A 19,424-nucleotide genomic window follows, 5' to 3' on the forward strand; every position below is an offset into this window, starting at 1 on the left:
TGGAATGTTTCTTTTTTTAAGAGTAATTTGAGTTTAATAAATAGAACGCTATGCAAAAATCAATCACCACAATAGTAATGACCATCTTATTTTCAGTCTTCGTAAACGCACAATCAAATAAGTTCAATAGCTATGATAAGGAATGGAAAAAAGTTGAGCAGTTTGAACTAAATGGTCTACCAAAATCTGCCTTAGCTGAAGTTGAAAAGATTTATAAAAAAGCAAAGAAAAAGAAGAATCATCCGCAAATTATTAAATCGCTCCTCTATAAGTCAAAATTTGCATTATCGCTAGAAGAGGAAGCGCAACTAAAAGTGATCAATAGATTAAAAGAGGAGATTGCAAAAAATTCATTTCCGGTAAAAAATATTTTAGAAAGCATTTTAGCGGACCTCTACTGGCAATATTTTCAGCAAAACCGATGGAAATTTTACAATCGCACAAACACTTCAGAGAAAGTTGACTCAGAAGATTTTAGAATCTGGGATTTACAGACGCTATTTGGAGAAACACATAAGCACTATCAAAAATCATTAGACAATGCCCTGATGCTACAAAAAACCTATTTAGGATATTATGGTGATTTATTAAATGCGCAGCAGGGGTCTATAAAATTAAGATCCACTCTGTATGATTTTTTGGCGCATAGAGCTATTGATTTTTATAAAACAAACGAACGAAACTTACAACAACCTGCTTATAAGTTTGAAATAGTCAATAAAGATCTGTTAGCTGATAACGAACTATTCATTAAACAAGAATTGAGCTCAAAAGATAGTGTATCACAACAGCTACACGCCTTAAAGCTGTATAAAAATTTAACAATATTCCATTTAAAAGATGAATATCCTGATGCTCTGGTTGATCTGACCTTACAGCGATTAGATTTTGTAAAATCTCGTACCATTTTTAATGATAAAGAAGGGGTTTACTTACATACGTTAAGAGCGCTTCATAAAAGGTATAAAGATCATGAGGTTTCTACAGAAATAGCCTATCGTATTGGACTTGCTTTACATGAAAGTGCAAATTCTTATGTTCCATTAGAAAATGAAGAGCACCGTTGGAAAAACAAAGAAGCATTAGAACTATGCGAAACAGCAATTGCAAAATTTCCTAAATCTAGCAGCTCAAGAAAATGTAAAAACTTAATTCAACAGATTCTAGGTGAAAATCTTAGCCTAACGAATGAAAAGTTTATACCCGTTAATTCATCATCAAGACTTTTGGCAACTTATAAGAATGTAGACAAGCTATATTTTAGAGCATATCATATCTCAGAAAAAGAAAGAAAAGCCCTTGGTGAAATCTATAATGATTCTGCTAAAATAGCCTTTATTGATAAATTGAAGCTATCAAAAAATTGGGAAACTAATTTTAAAAATGAAAAGGACTACCAAACGCATAAAACAGAAGTTATTGTTCCAAAATTAGAGCAAGGGTTTTACATATTGGTTGGTTCAACCCACAATAAGCTAAGCAAAGATCAAGCATTTGGATATAGTTTTATGCAGGCTACAAATTTCACCTTGATTGATAATTCTAAATACGGTAATTATAACTATCAAGTAGTAGATCGAAATACTGGTAAGCCAATAGAGAATGCTACAGTTCATTTTAAAAATTACAATACAGGTAGATATAACAAATCGTATGAAAATACATTAACAACCAATGACAAGGGTTTTGTATCATTTAGAGTAGGTCAACGATACAGTAATGTAATAGTAACGATCACAAAAGATAACCAAAGAGCCATCTTTGGTGATTATTACTTCAATAAAGGATATAAGCCTAAATACGATACTAGTACACAATCAAATATTTTCTTATTTACGGATCGAAGTATTTATAGACCAGGCCAAACAGTCTATTTTAAAGGTATAGCTGTGGCAATGAAAGTCAATAAATCGAGCGTGCTAGAAAACAAAAAAGTAAATATCGTTTTAAAAGATGCAAATTATCAAGAAGTAAAAACGTTAGAACTAAAAACAAATGAATTTGGCTCATTTAGCGGCGAATTTGTTTTACCTAATTCAGGCTTAACAGGTAATTTTCAAATTGAAGCTAAAGGAGGTACAGGTTTATTAGACAGAGCTATCCAAGGAAGTACATACTTCTCTGTAGAAGAATATAAGCGACCAAAGTTTGAAGCCGAATTTAAACCAATTACCGAAACGTTTCGATTAAATGACAGCATTCCTGTAAAAGGATTTGCCAAGGCTTTCGCCGGAAGTACTATTACCGATGCCAAAGTTTCATATCGAGTATATAGAACCGCACAATATCCTAAGTGGTTCTGGCATTACAGGCCTCAAATTTCATCTGAAAGTCAAGAGATCACTCATGGAGAAACGACAACGGACGCTCAAGGAAATTTTGAAATTATTTTTGAAGCCTTGCCAGACCTAAAAGTAAGCCCATCGACGCAACCAACTTTTAATTATAAAGTGGTAGCTGACGTAACCGATATTAATGGTGAAACACGAAGTGCAGAAACGATTGTAAATGTTGGATATCATGCATTGGATATTTCTTTGACAGTGCCAACTAAAATAGACAAGTTAAAAAATCACAAGCTAGTAGTAACCACCAACAATCTCAACGGTGAGTTTGTGCCTACTAAGGGTACTTTAAAAATCTATAAACTAAAAGCTCCTGATAATGTATTACGTAAAAGACCTTGGAACGTGCCAGATTATCAAACGATACCAAAAGATGAATTTAGAAGATTATTTCCTTATGATGCCTATGGTAACGAAGACAACCCTCAAAAATGGGAAAAAGGTGAGTTAGTTTTTGAAACCGATATTGACACTGAAAAGTCAAAAGAAATAAACCTCAATTATATTTCTAAATGGTTATCAGGAAAATATGTAGTAGAGCTTATTTGTAAAGACAAATTCAATCAAGAAGTTCGAGATGAAGCACAATTTGATGTATTCGGTTCAAACGATAAAAAGGTAGCTGATAATCAATTGTTTTTTATTAAAACTAACAAAGAAGCTTATAAACCTGGTGATTATGTACGTATTACGTTGGGGTCTGCTTCAAAAGATGTATATGTTACTTTAAAAGTAGATAAAAACTATTCTACGATTGATACCCAGATTATTCATTTATCAGATGAGATAAAGACCGTTTCAATTCCTGTGAAAGAAAAAGACCTAGGAGGATTTGCTATTCAATATCAATTGGTGAATTATAATTCTTTCAAAAATGGAATATTACCAATAAATGTACCGTATCCAAAACATCAACTTGAGATTGAAACCTCTACATTTAGAAATAAACTTCAGCCAGGTCAAAATGAAACATGGAGTTTCAAAATTAAAGGAAATAAGAGCGATAAAGTTACCGCTGAGATCTTAGCGTCAATGTATGATGCTTCCTTAGATCAGTTTAGAACACATCAATGGGGAATTAATGCAATCAATTATAGATATTATTATGCGTACAATTCAAGTAATGCAAATCAGAGTTTTGGCACTGCAAACTTTCAAATTTACAATCTAAAAAATCGCTCTTATGGTTTTGCGCAGCAAAGCTACGATGCATTGAATTGGTTTGGGCTTTCGTTTGGCAATAGCAATTGGGCGAGCAGAAGATACCTTCAAAGTTTAAAACTTGATCGCGATAAATGGGATAAAATAGTTACTGGAACAGTTAATGACGAAAGCGGGCCATTACCAGGGGTTAACGTATTAATAAAAGGAACAACATATGGTACAACTACCGATTTTGATGGTAACTATACTATTAAAGTAAAGAATGGAGATGTTTTAGTCTTCAGCTTCGTAGGAATGAATTCTGAAGAAATTACGATAGGTAGGTCAAGAAAGATAAATCTTACTATGGAGGCTAGTGACCAACTCGATGAAGTAGTCGTAACTGCCTACGGTACATCAAAAAGAAAAAGAGATAAGTTAGTATTGAGAGGTGTGGCCAGTAAACCTGAGGCTATGGGAGAAGTTGTTGCTGATGAAATAATAGAGGAAGAAGCTGCGGGAAGTGCGTCTTTAGCAAGTACTAAAGATGCATCTCAAACAAAACCTGCTAAAGAGCGTCTAAAAGGCATAGTTGCTCGTAAAAACTTACAGGAAACGGCCTTTTTCTATCCGCACTTAACCACTGATTCAAAGGGCAATGTGAGCTTTAATTTTACAATTCCTGAGAGTTTAACAAAGTGGAAATTACAGTTATTGGCACATACCAAAGACTTGCAAACGGTGACACAACAATTAAGTACCGTCACGCAAAAAGAATTAATGGTATTACCAAATCCGCCAAGATTCTTTAGAGAAGGTGATCGCATTGTATTCGCTTCAAAAATTGCAAACCTGTCTGATAAAAAATTAGAAGGTCTTAGCGAATTACAATTGTACGATGCCTTTACTAACAAACCCATTGATAGTAAATTAGGCAATAGCAAAAATCAAAAATCATTCACCGTTGATGCCAAAGGCAATGCCAATGTTAGTTGGAATCTGAAAATACCAGATAATGTACAGGCAGTAAAATATAAGATTGTTGCGAAAGCCGGTGATTTCACCGACGGTGAAGAAAACGCTTTACCAGTATTATCTAATAGAATGTTAGTAACCGAAACCTTACCTATGTGGTTACGTTCTGGGCAAACAAAGACATTCACATTAGATAAGTTGAAAAATAATACATCTGCTACTTTAAAGAATCACAACTTAACGTTGGAAATTACTTCTAATCCGGCATGGTATGCTGTCCAGACGCTACCCTATTTAATTGAATATCCTTATGAATGTGCTGAGCAAACATTCTCTAGATATTATGCGAATGCATTGGGTCGTCATATTGCGAATTCAAATCCTAGAATTCAAGAAGTATTTAATCAATGGGCGTCAGCTGACGCTTTGGTTTCAAGTTTGGAAAAGAATCAAGAATTGAAGTCTTTAATTATCCAAGAAACACCTTGGGTACGAGATGCACAATCTGAAACTGAACAGAAAAAACGAATCGCTTTGCTATTTGACCTTAACAAGATGAATAATGAATTATCATCAGCATTGAGAAAGCTAAAGCAAATACAGATGAACAGTGGTGGTTTTCCTTGGTTTAAAGGATCTCATTACCCAAATAGATATATCACGCAACATATTGCATCCGGATTTGGTCATTTAAATAAACTTGGTGTCACTACAAATTCAGATGTGAAATCTATGTTTCAAAAAGCAGTAAAGTTTTTAGATGATGAAATTTTAGAAGATTATCGCAAACTTGAGAAGCAGGCTAGACGCATCCGCGAAAGCGCGAAAAACAAAACAGAGGGTGCTAAAAAAGAAGCTGAATTCTGGAAACAAAATCATACTGGTAATTATCAGATTCAATATTTGTATATGCGCAGTTTCTATAAAGACATTGCCATAGGTGACAAGGTGCAAAAAGCGGTAGATTATTATACTAAACAATCTTACAAATTCTGGTTAGATAGAAATCTATATACCAAAGGTATGATCGCTCTGATTGCAAAGCGAAATAACAATGCTATTGCTGAGAAAATACTGGCTTCATTAAAAGAAAATGCCATAACTAGTGAAGAATTGGGTATGTATTGGAAAGAAAATACAGCTAGTTGGTATTGGTATCAAGCACCTATTGAAACACAAGCATTATTGATTGAAGCATTCAGTGAAATTTCCGGTGACAACAAGATTGTCGATGAATTAAAAGTTTGGTTGTTAAAGAATAAACAGACTAATAGATGGAAAACTACCAAAGCAACAACAGAAGCTGTTTATGCTTTGTTACTTCAAGGGTCAGATTGGCTAGAAGTTACTGACTTTATTGATGTGAAAATTGGTAAAGAAAAAATTGATCCGCTAGCTTTAGAGAATACAAAAGTAGAAGCCGGAACAGGTTATTTTAAAACCTCTTGGAAAGGCAATGAAATACAACCAGAAATGGCTGAAGTAAAGCTCTCAAAAAAGTCAGATGGTATTGCCTGGGGTGCTTTGTATTGGCAATATTTTGAAGATTTAGATAAGATCACCTCAGCAGAAACACCATTAAAACTAAAGAAGAAACTTTTCTTAAAAAAGAATACCGATAAAGGTGAAGAATTAACAGAAATTGATGCTAAAACTGATCTTAATTTAGGAGACTTAGTTAGAGTGCGTATAGAATTACGAGTAGACAGAGCCATGGAATTTATACACATGAAAGATATGCGCGCAGCTGGATTTGAACCTGTAAGTGTATTATCACAATACAAATGGCAAGATGGTTTAGGGTATTATGAAAGCACCAAAGATGCTGCTACCAATTTCTTTTTTGATTATTTACCTAAAGGAATTTATGTATTTGAATATGACTTGCGAGTAAACAACAAAGGTGATTTCTCAAATGGTATTACTACTATACAAAGTATGTATGCTCCTGAGTTTAGTAGCCATAGTGAAGGTGTAAGAGTAAAAGTTGATTGATTATGAAAAGAATATTCACAATCTTATTTCTAACTACTTTTTGTTTCGGTTTTAGCCAAACTACAACTCAAAAACTAACATTATCTGATGCAGCTTTAGAATTGACAAAGGACAAGGTAGTGTATGATGGTAGTTATTTTTCAATTGAATACCCAAATGGTGATGTGCCAAGTGGTAAGGGCGTATGTACCGATGTTGTAATAAGAGCGTATAGAAAACTAGGAATCGACTTGCAAAAAGAAGTTCATGAAGACATGAAGGCCAATTTTAGCAAATACCCAAAAATATGGGGATTAAAATCTACAGATAAGAATATAGACCATCGACGTGTGCCCAATTTAATGACCTACTTTAATCGAAAAGGTGCCTCAAAAGCTATTACTAAAATTGCCAAAGACTATAAACCGGGAGCTATTGTTGCCTGGCGTTTGGCAAATGGACTTACTCATATCGGAATTGTAGTGAATAAAAAATCTAAAGATGGTAAACGCCACTTGATAGTTCACAATATAGGAGCTGGACAAGTGTTAGAAGATTGTTTGTTCGATTTTAAAATTATTGGACATTATCAATTTATAAAATAGCATTGTCATTACTGTTCTTGTAGAAGTGGTAGTTTTTCTTGGCACACTTCTTGACTACTACCAAGTAATTAATATTAAATTATAATAAAAATGAGTAAAGGAACAGTAAAATTCTTCAATGAGTCAAAAGGATTCGGATTTATTACAGAAGAAGGTTCAAACAAAGAACATTTTGTTCACGTATCTGGTTTAATCGATGATATTCGCGAAGGTGATGAAGTAGAATTCGATTTAGCAGAAGGTAGAAAAGGATTAAACGCAGTAAATGTAAAAGTTATATAAATATATATTACTAGTTAAATTTTTAATAAAAAGCCCATCATATGATGGGCTTTTTTTAATTGATTAATTCAACTTATACAATACTTCCCGCGCTTCTAAAGTATTTAATAATTCTTGTGAAATTTTCACTTTAGATGTTCTACTAGGCATTGTAAGTTTTAGCTTTTCTTCAATATCATATACCACAAAATTCAGCACATCTTTCCCTTTATGTTCACTCACAATTCGTTCTAAAGAAGTAATTTTTTCTTCATTCAATTCTTGAATGTTTAGCTGAAGTGTTAGCTTATTGGCCATCGCTTCTAAAACATCTTGTAACATCTGTATCTGATTGAATTGAATTCTTATGTCTCCTTCACGCCAACCCGGCCTAACAGACATCTTAATATGTAAGAAAGAATTAGGAATTAAAAAATGTTTAAACCTTAGGTAATCTTCTCCGAACATTCTAAACTCATGAGCTTCAGTATAATCTTCGATCGTAAAGGCAGCCCAGCCTTTACCATTTTTGGAAATACGATGTTGAACATCTGTTACAATACCTCCTATTGATAAGTCTTTCCCCACGAGGTCACCCTCATTGGTAAAAGCATTAATAGGTGCATTACAGAAATATTTCATTTCAGTTTTATAATCATCAAGCGGGTGACCGGAAATATACATTCCTATCACTTCTTTTTCCTTTGCCAACTTTTCCATGATTCCCCAAGGCTCACATTCTGGTATAATCGGCTCGTCAAATTGAACTTCAGATGTTTCACCAAATAATGAAACTTGAGCTGAATTTTTATTCTCTTGGTATTTATTACCAAATCGAATTGCCTTTTCAATAAAGGTTTGTCCGCGATCATCAATCTCAAAATACTGTGCTCTGGTGGTTTCTTTAAAAGAATCAAATGCCCCTGCAAGAATCAAACCATCAAACGCTTTTTTATTTGCAGAACGTAAGTCAATACGTTTAGCAACATCAAATATAGATTTGTAATTACCATTTTCTTTTCGTTCGGCAATTAGAACTTCTACAGCACTCGCGCCAACACCTTTAATAGCTCCCATTCCAAAGCGAATAGCTCCTTGTTTATTCACTGCAAACTTGTAGAATGATTCGTTAATATCTGGACTCAAAACCTGAATCCCAGCACGTTTACATTCATCCATAAAGAAGGATACCTGCTTAATATCATTCATATTATTTGATAATACTGCAGCCATATATTCTGCCGGATAGTGTGCTTTTAAATACGCTGTCTGGTAAGCTACATAAGCATAACAAGTAGAGTGTGACTTATTAAATGCGTATGCCGCGAAAGCTTCCCAATCTTTCCATATCTTTTCTAATACTTCTTCTGGATGCCCATTGCTTTTACCTCCTTCTATAAACTTTGGTTTTAACTTTTGAAGTAAGGCAAATATCTTTTTACCCATTGCTTTACGTAATACGTCTGCTTCACCTTTGGTAAATCCAGCAAGCTTTTGCGATAGTAACATTACTTGCTCTTGATAGACGGTAACTCCATAGGTCTCTTTAAGGAATTCTTCCATTTCTGGAAGGTCATACTCAATTGCTTCGATACCATGCTTACGCTGAATAAAAAGCGGAATATATTCCATAGGCCCCGGGCGATACAATGCATTCATGGCAATTAAATCTGCAAACTCCGTTGGTTTAAGGTGCTTCATATGCTTTTGCATACCAGGAGATTCGTATTGAAATATTCCTACTGTTTCGCCCCTTTGGAATAGCTCATACGTTTTTGTATCATCTAACGGAAAAGAATCAGGATCTAGCTCTTTACCATGTAATGCTTTTACAATTTTACAGGTATCCTTAATTAGAGTTAATGTTTTTAAACCGAGGAAATCCATTTTTAAAAGCCCTGCATCTTCAACTACATAGTTATCAAATTGGGTAACAAAAAGATCGGAGTCTTTCGCTGTTGCTACTGGAATTAGATTTGTAATGTCTTCGGGTGTAATGATCACACCACAGGCATGAATACCTGTATTTCGTAACGAGCCTTCTAATTGTACTGCCTGCTGTATGGTTTGCGCTTCTATACCTTCGCCTTCAGCAAGACTTCTCAATTCATTTACTCTTAAAACTTCATCTTTACGCAGTTCACCAATTTTTTTAATACTCTTTTCATCATCACCAAAAATTGTTCTCAGCTTCGTATTCGGAATCAATTTGGCAATTCTATCGGCGTCGGGTAATGGAAGATCTAAAACACGTGCAGTATCCCGAATAGATGATTTGGCTGCCATTGTACCATACGTAATGATTTGAGCCACCTGACTTGCTCCATACTTATCGATAACATAATCTATTACTTTTTGACGACCTTCATCATCAAAATCAATATCAATATCGGGTAATGATACACGATCAGGATTTAAAAAACGCTCAAAAAGTAAATCGTACTTTATTGGATCAATATTGGTAATCCCTAAACAGTAGGCTACTGCTGAACCCGCTGCTGAACCACGACCAGGCCCCACCGATACTCCCATCTTACGAGCTTCGGCAATAAAATCTTGAACAATTAAAAAATAACCTGGGTATCCGGTATGCTCTATAACTCCAAGCTCAAAATTCAGGCGTTCAGTAATTTCATCGGTTAGGTTTTCCCAACGTTGCCTAGCACCTTCAAAAGTAAGATGTTTTAAATATGCATTTTCACCTCTTTTCCCTCCATCTTGCTCGTCTTCTTGATGAAGAAACTCATTGGGAATCTCAAATTTTGGTAGTAGCACATCTCGCGCCAATTCATAAGCTTCTACCTTATCTATGATCTCTTGAATATTTATAATTGCCTGAGGGATATTCTTAAATAATTCCTTCATTTTATCAGTACTTTTAAAATAGTACTCTTCATTTGGCAATCCATATCTAAAGCCTCTTCCCCGTCCCTTAGGAGTTGCTAATTTTTCTCCATCTTTCACACATAATAGAATATCATGTGCTTGTGCGCTTTCTTTATCTACATAATATGTGTTATTCGCCGCTACAACTTTTACATCATGCTTTTTAGAAAATTCAAGTAGTGTCGTTGTAGCATTTGCTTCATTTTCCTGTCCATGATCATTCAATTCAAGGTAAAAATCGTCGCCAAAGGTTTCTTTCCACCAAAGTAGAGCCTCTTCAGCCTGTTTCTCACCAACATTTAAGATTTTACTCGGAATTTCACCATAAATATTCCCACTTAGAGCAATGATATCTTCCTTATATTGTTCAATTACTTTCTTATCTATACGTGGTACATAATAGAACCCGTCGATGTAGGCAATGGATGACATTTTCGCCAGGTTATGATATCCATTCTTATTCTTTGCTAAAAGAACGATTTGATAACCATTGTCTTTAACAGACTTATTTGTATGATCCTCACAAACATTAAATTCACAACCTACAATCGGTTTAATAGGATGTTCGGCTTCTTTATTATGTTTTAAAATTTCTTTTACAAAATTAAAAGCGCCCATCATATTGCCTGTATCGGTTAAGGCAACCGCTGGCATTTGATGCTTAACTGCAGCTTGTACTAATTTCGTAATACTAGCTGTAGATTGTAATATAGAAAACTGAGAGTGGTTATGTAAATGTGCAAATTGAGCGTTCGCTAAATCTAAACTAACATCAGCGGAAATAGTATCAGCTACAATTTCTTCTTTCTTTTTTAGCTTAGCACTTTCCTTTTTAAGATTTAAATGTTTTAATCCAACAGATTGAACAGGTTCAGGATTTTCTTCCTGAAATATTTTAAAATAATCTTCGGTTACATCAAGTTCACCTTTCGTAAAAACCTCTTGACGAATAAGCTCGAAGAAACAACGAGTAGTAGCTTCAACATCGGCAGTCGCATTATGGGCTTCGGCAAAAGGAATTTTGAACAAATGCTCATGTAATTCTGTTAATGTTGGTAATTTAAATCTACCTCCGCGGCCACCAGGGATTTTACATAATTCGGCAGTGGTTTCTGTACAAGTATCTAATATGGGTAGATCATTAAGCTTTGTTTTAATCTCTTTACGATAAAACTCACAACCCATTATATTTAAGTCAAAGCTTACATTCTGGCCTACTACATAGTCAGTTTTAGCAAGTGCCTCATTAAATAACTGTAAAACCGTTTCTAAAGATGCTCCTTGCTGCTCAGCCAATGCTGTTGAAATGCCATGTACTTGTTCAGAATCGTATGGTATGTTAAATCCTTCTGGTTTAATTAAAAAATCTTGATGGTCTATTAATTCACCATACTTACCATGTAATTGCCATGCAATTTGTACGCAACGAGGCCAATTATCGGTATCTGTAATGGGTGCATTCCAGCTTTTTGGTAAACCGGTAGTTTCGGTATCAAATATTAAATACATCTAAGATTTTTGAGTAGAAATTGAAACTTTAAAAATACATAAACTGATACGTTAAAGTAACATTAGAGAAAGGCTTTTTATCAACAGTAAGTTGAAAAGTTCTAATTCTGTGAAAGTAATTTTCTAACTAACTCAACATCTTCTTGAGTATCTACACCTATGGTTTGAGAATTTGTAATTTCCACTTTTATTTTTTTGCCATTTTCAAGCCAGCGATTTTGCTCTAAAGATTCTGCCAGTTCTAAAGAGGTTTGCTGCAAACTAGCAAAGGAATTAAGCGCTCTTGGCTTAAAGGCGTACATACCAATATGTTTGTAAAAAGTATGATTTTCTGTCCAATCTTTTTTATCAGAATCGCGTACAAAAGGAATAACAGAACGGCTAAAATATAACGCATTCTTTTGCTTATCGATCACGACAAACACTCCTGAATTTAACTCATCTTTTGCTTTAGCAGGAATAACCAATGTAGCCATAGGTACTCTACCGTTTTCAAAACAAGAAACTAAGAGTCTTATTTGTTCTGGATCTAGTAATGGCTCATCCCCTTGAATATTTACAATAACATCAAAATCGACATCAGCCTTTTTTTTATATACACGATAAGCTTCCAAGCATCGATTTGTACCGGTATTATGATCTCGGGAGGTCATTACGACTTCTCCTCCAAAATCTTGAACAGCCTTTACAATACGCTGATCATCGGTAGCAACGACAACATGATCTAATAATTTCTTTGCTTGTTCATAAACACGCTGTATCATGGGTTTACCACATAGGTCTATTAGAGGCTTACCTTCTAAGCGTGTTGAACCGTATCTTGCAGGAATGATTCCTAGTACATTCATATTTTATATCATTCCTGTTTTAAGCAGGAATTCATTTTTAACTTTAGTAAGTAGTTCATTGAAAATCTAACTATTCGAATAGTAAGATTGTTCGTCAAAAATACATCAAATAAATAATAGATTATTAGTTAGTTATATATAAAAAACTTAGTATATTTGCGCCCACTTACCACGAGATGGTAGGATTTTAATAATCGAGGTCGAGTACCTCAAAAAATTAACAAAGAATGTCAGTAAAAATTAGACTACAAAGACACGGAAAAAAAGGAAAGCCATTTTATTGGATCGTTGCTGCTGATTCAAGAGTAAAAAGAGATGGTAAATTCTTAGAAAAATTAGGAACTTATAATCCTAACACGAACCCTGCAACTATCGACTTAGATGTTGATGGTTCTGTAAAATGGTTACAAAACGGAGCACAACCAACAGATACTGCGAGAGCAATTTTATCTTATAAAGGTGCTTTATTGAAGAAGCATTTAGCAGGTGGTGTTACTAAAGGAGCATTAACTGAAGAACAAGCGGAAGCAAAATTCCAAGCTTGGTTAGAAGAAAAAGCCGGTAAAATTACTGCTAAATCTGATGGATTAGCGAAAGCAAAGGCTGATGCGAAAGCAAAAGCTTTAGAAGCTGAAAAAGAAGTAAATGAGGCGCGTAAAGCCGCTGCTGCACCTGTTGTAGAAGATGCTGCTGAAGATGTTGCTACAGCTGCCGAAGCTTCAAACGAAGAAGAATAAAAATTACTTTTTATACTTTTGAAACCTGGCTTTTTGGTCAGGTTTTTTTGTTTTAACATTAAATAAAGTGTTCTCTATATAAAAAGAAAATTTCCACTTTGGTGGAAACGAAAATAAATTTTCGATGCAAAAAAAAGACTGTTTCTTTTTAGGAAAAATAGCTAGAAAACATAGTTTTAAAGGCGAAGTAGTTATTGCTTTAGATACTGATGAGCCCGAACTATATGCCAATATTGATGCCGTATTTGTTGATATGGGCAAAAACCTAATACCTTTCTTTATTGAAAAAAGTTTACTCCAAAAAGGGAATCAGCTAAGAGTGAAATTTGAAGATGTAGATTCTGAAGCAGGTGCCATTTCAATTTTAAAAACTGATGTTTATCTTCCATTAAATTTACTGCCTAAACTTGGGGGAAATAAATTTTATTATCATGAAGTAATAGGGTTTAATGTTAATGACAGCAAATTTGGAAATGTTGGCAAAATAGTTAGTATAAATGACTCGACAGCTCAGCCCCTTTTTGAAATTAAAAATGGTGATACCGAAATACTTATACCTATGATAGATGACTTTATTAAAAAGGTAGATAGAGACAATCAAATCATATATATGGAGACTCCAGATGGTTTAATCGAAATGTATCTTGGGTAAACATTAAAAATTATAAATCACGGTCTTGAGCAAACCATTTCAATTTAAAGAGTTTAGTATCCTGCAAGATAAATGTGCCATGAAAATTGGCACCGATGGCGTATTATTAGGCGCCTGGGCATCTTTAGAACACAGCCCAAGTTCAATTCTCGATATTGGAACAGGAACCGGAATAATCGCATTACAACTAGCTCAGCGAGGTGATGCAGAGACTATTGATGCTGTTGAATTAGATGACAAGGCTTATGAGCAGGCAGTTGAGAATTTTGAAAATTCAGCGTGGGCAGATCGATTGTTCTGCTATCATGCATCTATAGCGCAATTTGCAAAGGAAATTGATGATCAATATGATTTGATTATTAGCAATCCACCTTTTTATAATGATACCTTCGAAACAAAAGATATCTCTCGAAATAAAGCACGTTTTACCTCTTCGCTATCTTTTGAAGGCCTTATTGATGCTGTTGTTAAATTACTGTCAAGCGAAGGTGTTTTCACTACAATTATTCCGTTTAAAGAAGAAGAAAATTTTATAAAAATGGCTGCAAAAAAAGAACTAAACCTTATTAAAGTTTGCCATGTAAAAGGCACTCCACAATCGGAAATTAAGCGCAGTATGTTGGCGTTTTCACCTGTAAAAAGCGAATTTACAAAAGAAGAATTAATCATAGAAAGCGGCAGACACCAATATACTCCTGCCTATATTGAATTGGTGAAAGACTTTTATTTAAAAATGTAATCTAGGGTATCTTTGCTCCTCTGGCGGTTACCCAAAGTTGATACCAGTCTTTTCTCGAAAGTTCTATTTCTACAGAATGAGAACAAGCTTTTATGCGCTCAGGATTAGTTGTACCAATAATTGGTTGAATTGCCCCTGGAATTTTAAATAACCATGCTAATGCAATCGCTTCTTTAGTAGTATCATATTTTTCTGCTAATTCAGAAACTAAATTGTACACCAATATATCTTCTTTAGAGTGGCCACTTATATACCTACCTCCATCCAAGGAGCTATATGCTTGAATTGATATATTATTAATTTGTGAGAATTCCAATAACCCTTCTACCCCATTAAAGTCTGTATTATTAACACGATCAACCAAAACACCTGTTTCAACTACCAACGGGTGCCCTAAACTAAGTTGAATTTGATTTGTCACTAAGGGATCGTCACAATATTTTTGAATAAAATTAATTTGGTGCAATGACATATTACTTACACCAAAGCTCTTAACCTTTCCTTGTTCTTTTAATATTCGAAATGCATTTGCAATTTCTTGCGGATTCATTAATGGATCTGGTCTATGAAGTAAAAAAACATCAAGGTAATCAGTTTGTAATCTTTTTAGTATTACATCTACTTGTTGCAATAAATAATGCTCACTTAAATTATAGAGACTTGAACTCCCTAGCGCCCTATAGTCTATTCCGGCTTTTGATTGTAAAATAATTTTATCTCTAAGTGCCGGATTATTTTTTAGAATTTTTCCAAAAACTTCTTCAGAACGTCCAGCTTTGTAGATATCTGCATGATCAAAGTAGTGAATCCCATATTCTAGAGCTGTTTCTATCGCTTTTTCAGCAACAATAAGGTCAGTTTTATTCAGTGTGCTGGCTTCCCAGTCACCACCAAGCCCCATACAGCCATATATAAGTTGCTTATCAACCATTTACATTGTTAGGATTATACCCCAAATATGGAACTTGCTTTTCAACAAACTTAATTCCATAATCTTCAAGCTCTTTTAAAATAGGCTCATATACCTCCTTAGAAATAGGTAGTTGCACTCCTGGAGTTTTAATTTCACCATTTAATATTTTTAAAGTGGCCATAGCCACCGGCAAACCAACAGTTTTGGCCATTGCAGTATACGTTTGATCTTCACCAATAACTACTAAGCTACTTTCTATTTGTTTTTGTTTTCCTTGATATTCATAGCCAAATTTATGCTGCATTACAATCATATCTTTATCATCTTCTTCTAATGTCCATTTATCCATCAGGATCTTTTGCAGCATTTGAGCCGGAGTAGCATTCTTTAGCCCTATTTTTTTATTCGGATTGAAAATATCTAATTCTTCTAATTTCCCCCACATTATATCGTCTTGATCAATTTTTAGATAAGAACGCATTTTTAATTCAACTGAATCACTTGGACTATATGCCAAAAACAAATTGGTAAAATCGCGGTAACTCATATTCTCAGAATCTTCGATTGTATACGAATCATCGGTCATTCCTAATTGCACAAAAACATTCCAGGCTCTTGAAAATCCAATCTTTCGTATGGTTCCTCGATACATGGTTGGTATAGAATCTAAGCCATAGACACTTCTATACTTAAGTGAATCTCTGTTTGCATAGGCCTCAAATTTACCGCTACCATTTACCGTTAGAAACTCTGTTCTTCTAAACAGTTTATGATAAGGAATATATTTATAGGTTCCTTCTTGTATAAACATTGCAGCTCCTCCCTGTCCTGCTAAAACTACATTTCTTGGATTCCATGTAAATTTATAGTTCCACAAATTTGTATCACTTTCTGGAGCAACCAAACCTCCTGTAAAAGATTCGAATAACAACATTTCTCCTCCATTATCGCGTACACGGTCTATAACCTGCATTGCACTCATATGATCAATACCAGGATCTAAACCTATTTCATTCATAAACACCAATCCGTTTTCCTTTGCATCTTCATTGAGAGCCTTCATTTCATCAGAAATATAAGAAGCGGTTACCATGTGCTTTTTATACGCAATACAGTCTTTAGCAACCTCAATATGGAATCTAGCCGGTAGCATAGACACTACAATATCAGCATTTTGAACAGCTTTTTTTCTCACAGCTTCGTCGAACACATCTAATGCTATTGCAACTCCATTTGAATGATTATCAATTCGTTCTTCGGCAGCTTCTTTAGAAACATCTGCAACCGTAACCTCAAGTTTCTCTTCTAAGGATTTATCTAATAAATATTTTATTAACGAAGACGATGAGCGCCCTGCTCCAATAATTAATATTTTTCTCATTTTTGGCTTATGAATTATATGGGAGCGAATGTATAAAATTTGAAGAATTAATATTCAAAAAGTTATTTTAAGTTTTATACAAACTCAAGATGGTTCTAGCCTCCTCGTAATCAGCTTCATCAACATTTAACTTATACCCTTCGATAAAAGCAGTGCCAATAATACTGTTAATATGTTCGTCAGCAATAAAGCTATTAATGCCTTTGCTAGCAAGTTTTGTTTTAGCCAGGTGAACTTCATGTAAAAAAGTGGAAACCAAAACTGTTTTTAAACTTTTAAGGTTTTTCATAAGATCAACAACTTTTTGTAAATATAAAGTATAAATATTTAACTTAAAACGCTTAATTTTAGTCCGAATCAAGCTCAATAAAATGAAGAAAAATTTAGTGATCACCGCCTTATTAGGCATTCTAACAATCATACTTGGTGCTTTTGGTGCTCATGCTCTAAAGGAGCAATTAGATGCAAGCTCATTAAATAGCTTTGAAACAGCGGTTAGGTATCAAATGTATCATGTAATTGTATTACTTTTTGTGAATATATTTAGTCAATTTTCGCCTAAAGAGAAAAAAACGATTAGCTATTTTTTCTTTCTCGGGATTCTATTTTTTTCGGGATCAATCTATTTAATTACATTAGGTAATATTGACCCAAAATCAATTTGGTTTATTACTCCACTTGGAGGGCTTCTTTTTATTTTAGGATGGGTTTTTATGTTATTTTACTTTGTAAAAAAATCGGACTGATTTGTTAATAAAAGTCCATTTCAAACGTTTTCGTTATAAAATAATGTGTATTTTTGACCCCTATTTTACATTAACACAACTAAATGGAAAAAATTGCCAAAGCCGTAGATAGAACGCTTTCAAACTACGGTATTAAAAATGCAACAACTCATTGGAATCTCTCTCCTGAAACTTTAACAAAAATTGCAATAGAAAAAGATCTGGGTAAGTTATCAAGTACTGGAGCTTTGGCTATTAACACCGGTGAGTTTACCGGACGTTCACCGCAAGACAGATTTATTGTTAAAGACGATATCACTAAAGATAAAATATGGTGGGGCCCCATTAATATTCCTTTCGATTCGGATAAATTCGAAAAACTTTATGATAAAGTAGTAGACTACCTATCTAATAAAGAAATTTATGTGCGTGATGCTTATGCTTGTGCAGACGAGAATTATCGTTTGAATATTCGTGTTATAAATGAGTTACCATGGTCTAACATGTTTGCATATAATATGTTTTTAAGACCAGAAGAAAATGAACTGGAAAATTTTGAGCCCGAATGGACAATTGTAAATGCTCCTAATTTCATGGCAGATGCAAAGATAGATGGTACACGCCAGCATAACTTTGCGATCTTAGATTTTACCAGAAAAATAGCTTTAATTGGTGGTACTGGATATACTGGCGAAATGAAAAAAGGGATTTTTTCTGCTTTGAATTTTATCTTACCGGTATTTAAGAACACTTTGCCAATGCACTGCTCGGCTAACGTTGGTGAAAATGGCGAAACGGCTATCTTTTTTGGATTATCAGGAACAGGTAAAACGACGCTATCTGCAGACCCTAATAGAAAGTTAATTGGTGATGATGAGCATGGATGGACCAATGAAAATACCATTTTCAATTTCGAAGGAGGGTGTTATGCAAAGGTTATCAATCTTTCAAAGGAAAACGAACCTGATATTTATAATGCAATTAAACCTGGAGCTTTATTAGAAAATATTATTTTTAAAGAAGGTACTAACGAAGTAGATTTTGAAGATACTTCAATTACTCAAAATACACGTGTTAGCTACCCTATTTATCATATTAACAATATTCAAAAGCCTTCATTAGCAGGAAATCCAAAGAATATCTTTTTCTTAACCGCTGACGCCTTTGGCGTGTTACCTCCAATTTCAAGGTTATTACCAAATCAGGCAGCTTATCATTTCATTTCTGGTTATACTGCTAAAGTTGCAGGTACTGAAGCAGGAGTTACCGAACCGGTACCTTCTTTTTCTGCTTGTTTTGGCGCACCTTTTATGCCTTTACATCCAGCTGAGTATGCTGAAATGTTAAGTAAAAAAATGAAAGATGCGGGTGTTAATGTATGGTTAGTAAATACAGGTTGGACCGGTGGCCCTTATGGCGTAGGAACCCGTATGAAATTAAAATACACAAGGGCAATGATCAATGCTGCATTAAATGGTGATCTAGGTGAATATTCATACGAGGACTATCATTTACATTCTGTTTTTGGTGTTGCTCAGCCAAGGCATTGTCCAGGAGTTCCTTCTGAGGTATTAAGCCCAAGAGCATCTTGGAATAATGATGAAGCTTATTATAAAATGGCTTTTAAACTATCAAATGCTTTTAGAGAGAACTTTAATAAGTTTGAAGCTTTTGCTAGTGAAGAGATAAGACGTGGCGGCCCTCAACGATTCGCCTGAGTTTAATATATAT

General features: G+C 34.4%; 13 protein-coding genes. 8 read left to right on the top strand and 5 right to left on the bottom strand.

Annotated elements, in window-relative coordinates; all coding sequences use genetic code 11:
• Positions 1-50 precede the first annotated feature (50 nt).
• From AC1EUU_RS08310 to AC1EUU_RS08320, 3 genes are all read left to right on the top strand, one after another.
• Positions 51-6,458: an alpha-2-macroglobulin family protein gene (locus AC1EUU_RS08310; RefSeq protein WP_480200951.1), complete on the top strand. Its 6,408-nt coding sequence runs from the start codon at positions 51-53 to the stop codon at positions 6,456-6,458.
• A 2-nt stretch (positions 6,459-6,460) separates the two neighbouring features.
• On the top strand, positions 6,461-7,042 hold the full coding sequence (locus tag AC1EUU_RS08315; RefSeq protein WP_480200952.1) for a DUF1287 domain-containing protein: 582 nt from the start codon (positions 6,461-6,463) through the stop codon (positions 7,040-7,042).
• A 90-nt stretch (positions 7,043-7,132) separates the two neighbouring features.
• Positions 7,133-7,324 carry a cold-shock protein gene (locus AC1EUU_RS08320; RefSeq protein ID WP_480200953.1) on the top strand — a complete coding sequence of 64 codons (192 nt, stop codon included), beginning with the start codon at positions 7,133-7,135 and terminating at the stop codon, positions 7,322-7,324.
• Between the two features lie 63 nt (positions 7,325-7,387).
• On the opposite strand, the gene dnaE is transcribed toward AC1EUU_RS08320, so the two are convergent.
• Together dnaE and kdsB are read right to left on the bottom strand one after the other, a co-directional pair.
• Entirely contained in the window at positions 7,388-11,698 is a 4,311-nt protein-coding gene (dnaE, locus tag AC1EUU_RS08325) for a DNA polymerase III subunit alpha (protein ID WP_480200954.1), read from the bottom strand.
• Between the two features lie 101 nt (positions 11,699-11,799).
• Positions 11,800-12,546 carry a 3-deoxy-manno-octulosonate cytidylyltransferase gene (gene kdsB, locus AC1EUU_RS08330; RefSeq protein ID WP_480200955.1) on the bottom strand — a complete coding sequence of 249 codons (747 nt, stop codon included), beginning with the start codon at positions 12,544-12,546 and terminating at the stop codon, positions 11,800-11,802.
• 227 nt (positions 12,547-12,773) lie between these two features.
• Between kdsB and AC1EUU_RS08335 the strand changes: the two genes are divergently transcribed.
• From AC1EUU_RS08335 to AC1EUU_RS08345, 3 genes are all read left to right on the top strand, one after another.
• Entirely contained in the window at positions 12,774-13,283 is a 510-nt protein-coding gene (locus AC1EUU_RS08335) for a 30S ribosomal protein S16 (RefSeq protein ID WP_480200956.1), read from the top strand.
• Positions 13,284-13,407: 124 nt separating this feature from the next.
• Complete coding sequence (gene rimM, locus AC1EUU_RS08340; RefSeq protein WP_480200957.1) at positions 13,408-13,935, top strand: ribosome maturation factor RimM; 528 nt, start codon at positions 13,408-13,410, stop codon at positions 13,933-13,935.
• 25 nt (positions 13,936-13,960) lie between these two features.
• Positions 13,961-14,674: a tRNA1(Val) (adenine(37)-N6)-methyltransferase gene (locus AC1EUU_RS08345; RefSeq protein ID WP_480200958.1), complete on the top strand. Its 714-nt coding sequence runs from the start codon at positions 13,961-13,963 to the stop codon at positions 14,672-14,674.
• 1 nt (position 14,675) lies between these two features.
• Here the strand turns inward: AC1EUU_RS08345 and AC1EUU_RS08350 are convergent, their stop codons facing one another.
• The 3 genes from AC1EUU_RS08350 to AC1EUU_RS08360 all read right to left on the bottom strand — a co-directional run bounded on the left by AC1EUU_RS08350 (position 14,676) and on the right by AC1EUU_RS08360 (position 17,257).
• Positions 14,676-15,605: an aldo/keto reductase gene (locus AC1EUU_RS08350; protein ID WP_480200959.1), complete on the bottom strand. Its 930-nt coding sequence runs from the start codon at positions 15,603-15,605 to the stop codon at positions 14,676-14,678.
• A complete protein-coding gene (locus tag AC1EUU_RS08355; RefSeq protein WP_480200960.1) occupies positions 15,598-16,968 on the bottom strand; it encodes a saccharopine dehydrogenase family protein in 1,371 nt (456 codons plus the stop codon). Before AC1EUU_RS08355 ends, AC1EUU_RS08350 begins: the two co-directional genes overlap by 8 nt.
• A gap of 67 nt (positions 16,969-17,035) precedes the next feature.
• Positions 17,036-17,257 (bottom strand): putative signal transducing protein, encoded by a 222-nt coding sequence (locus AC1EUU_RS08360; protein WP_480200961.1) that lies wholly within the window; start codon positions 17,255-17,257, stop codon positions 17,036-17,038.
• Between the two features lie 82 nt (positions 17,258-17,339).
• Between AC1EUU_RS08360 and AC1EUU_RS08365 the strand changes: the two genes are divergently transcribed.
• Both AC1EUU_RS08365 and pckA read left to right on the top strand, forming a co-directional pair.
• Complete coding sequence (locus AC1EUU_RS08365) at positions 17,340-17,714, top strand: DUF423 domain-containing protein (RefSeq protein WP_480200962.1); 375 nt, start codon at positions 17,340-17,342, stop codon at positions 17,712-17,714.
• Positions 17,715-17,797: 83 nt separating this feature from the next.
• A complete protein-coding gene (pckA, locus tag AC1EUU_RS08370) occupies positions 17,798-19,411 on the top strand; it encodes a phosphoenolpyruvate carboxykinase (ATP) (RefSeq protein ID WP_480200963.1) in 1,614 nt (537 codons plus the stop codon).
• The last annotated feature ends 13 nt before the right edge of the window (positions 19,412-19,424 follow it).

The organism is Maritimimonas sp. 2205BS37-2, assembly GCF_056591755.1.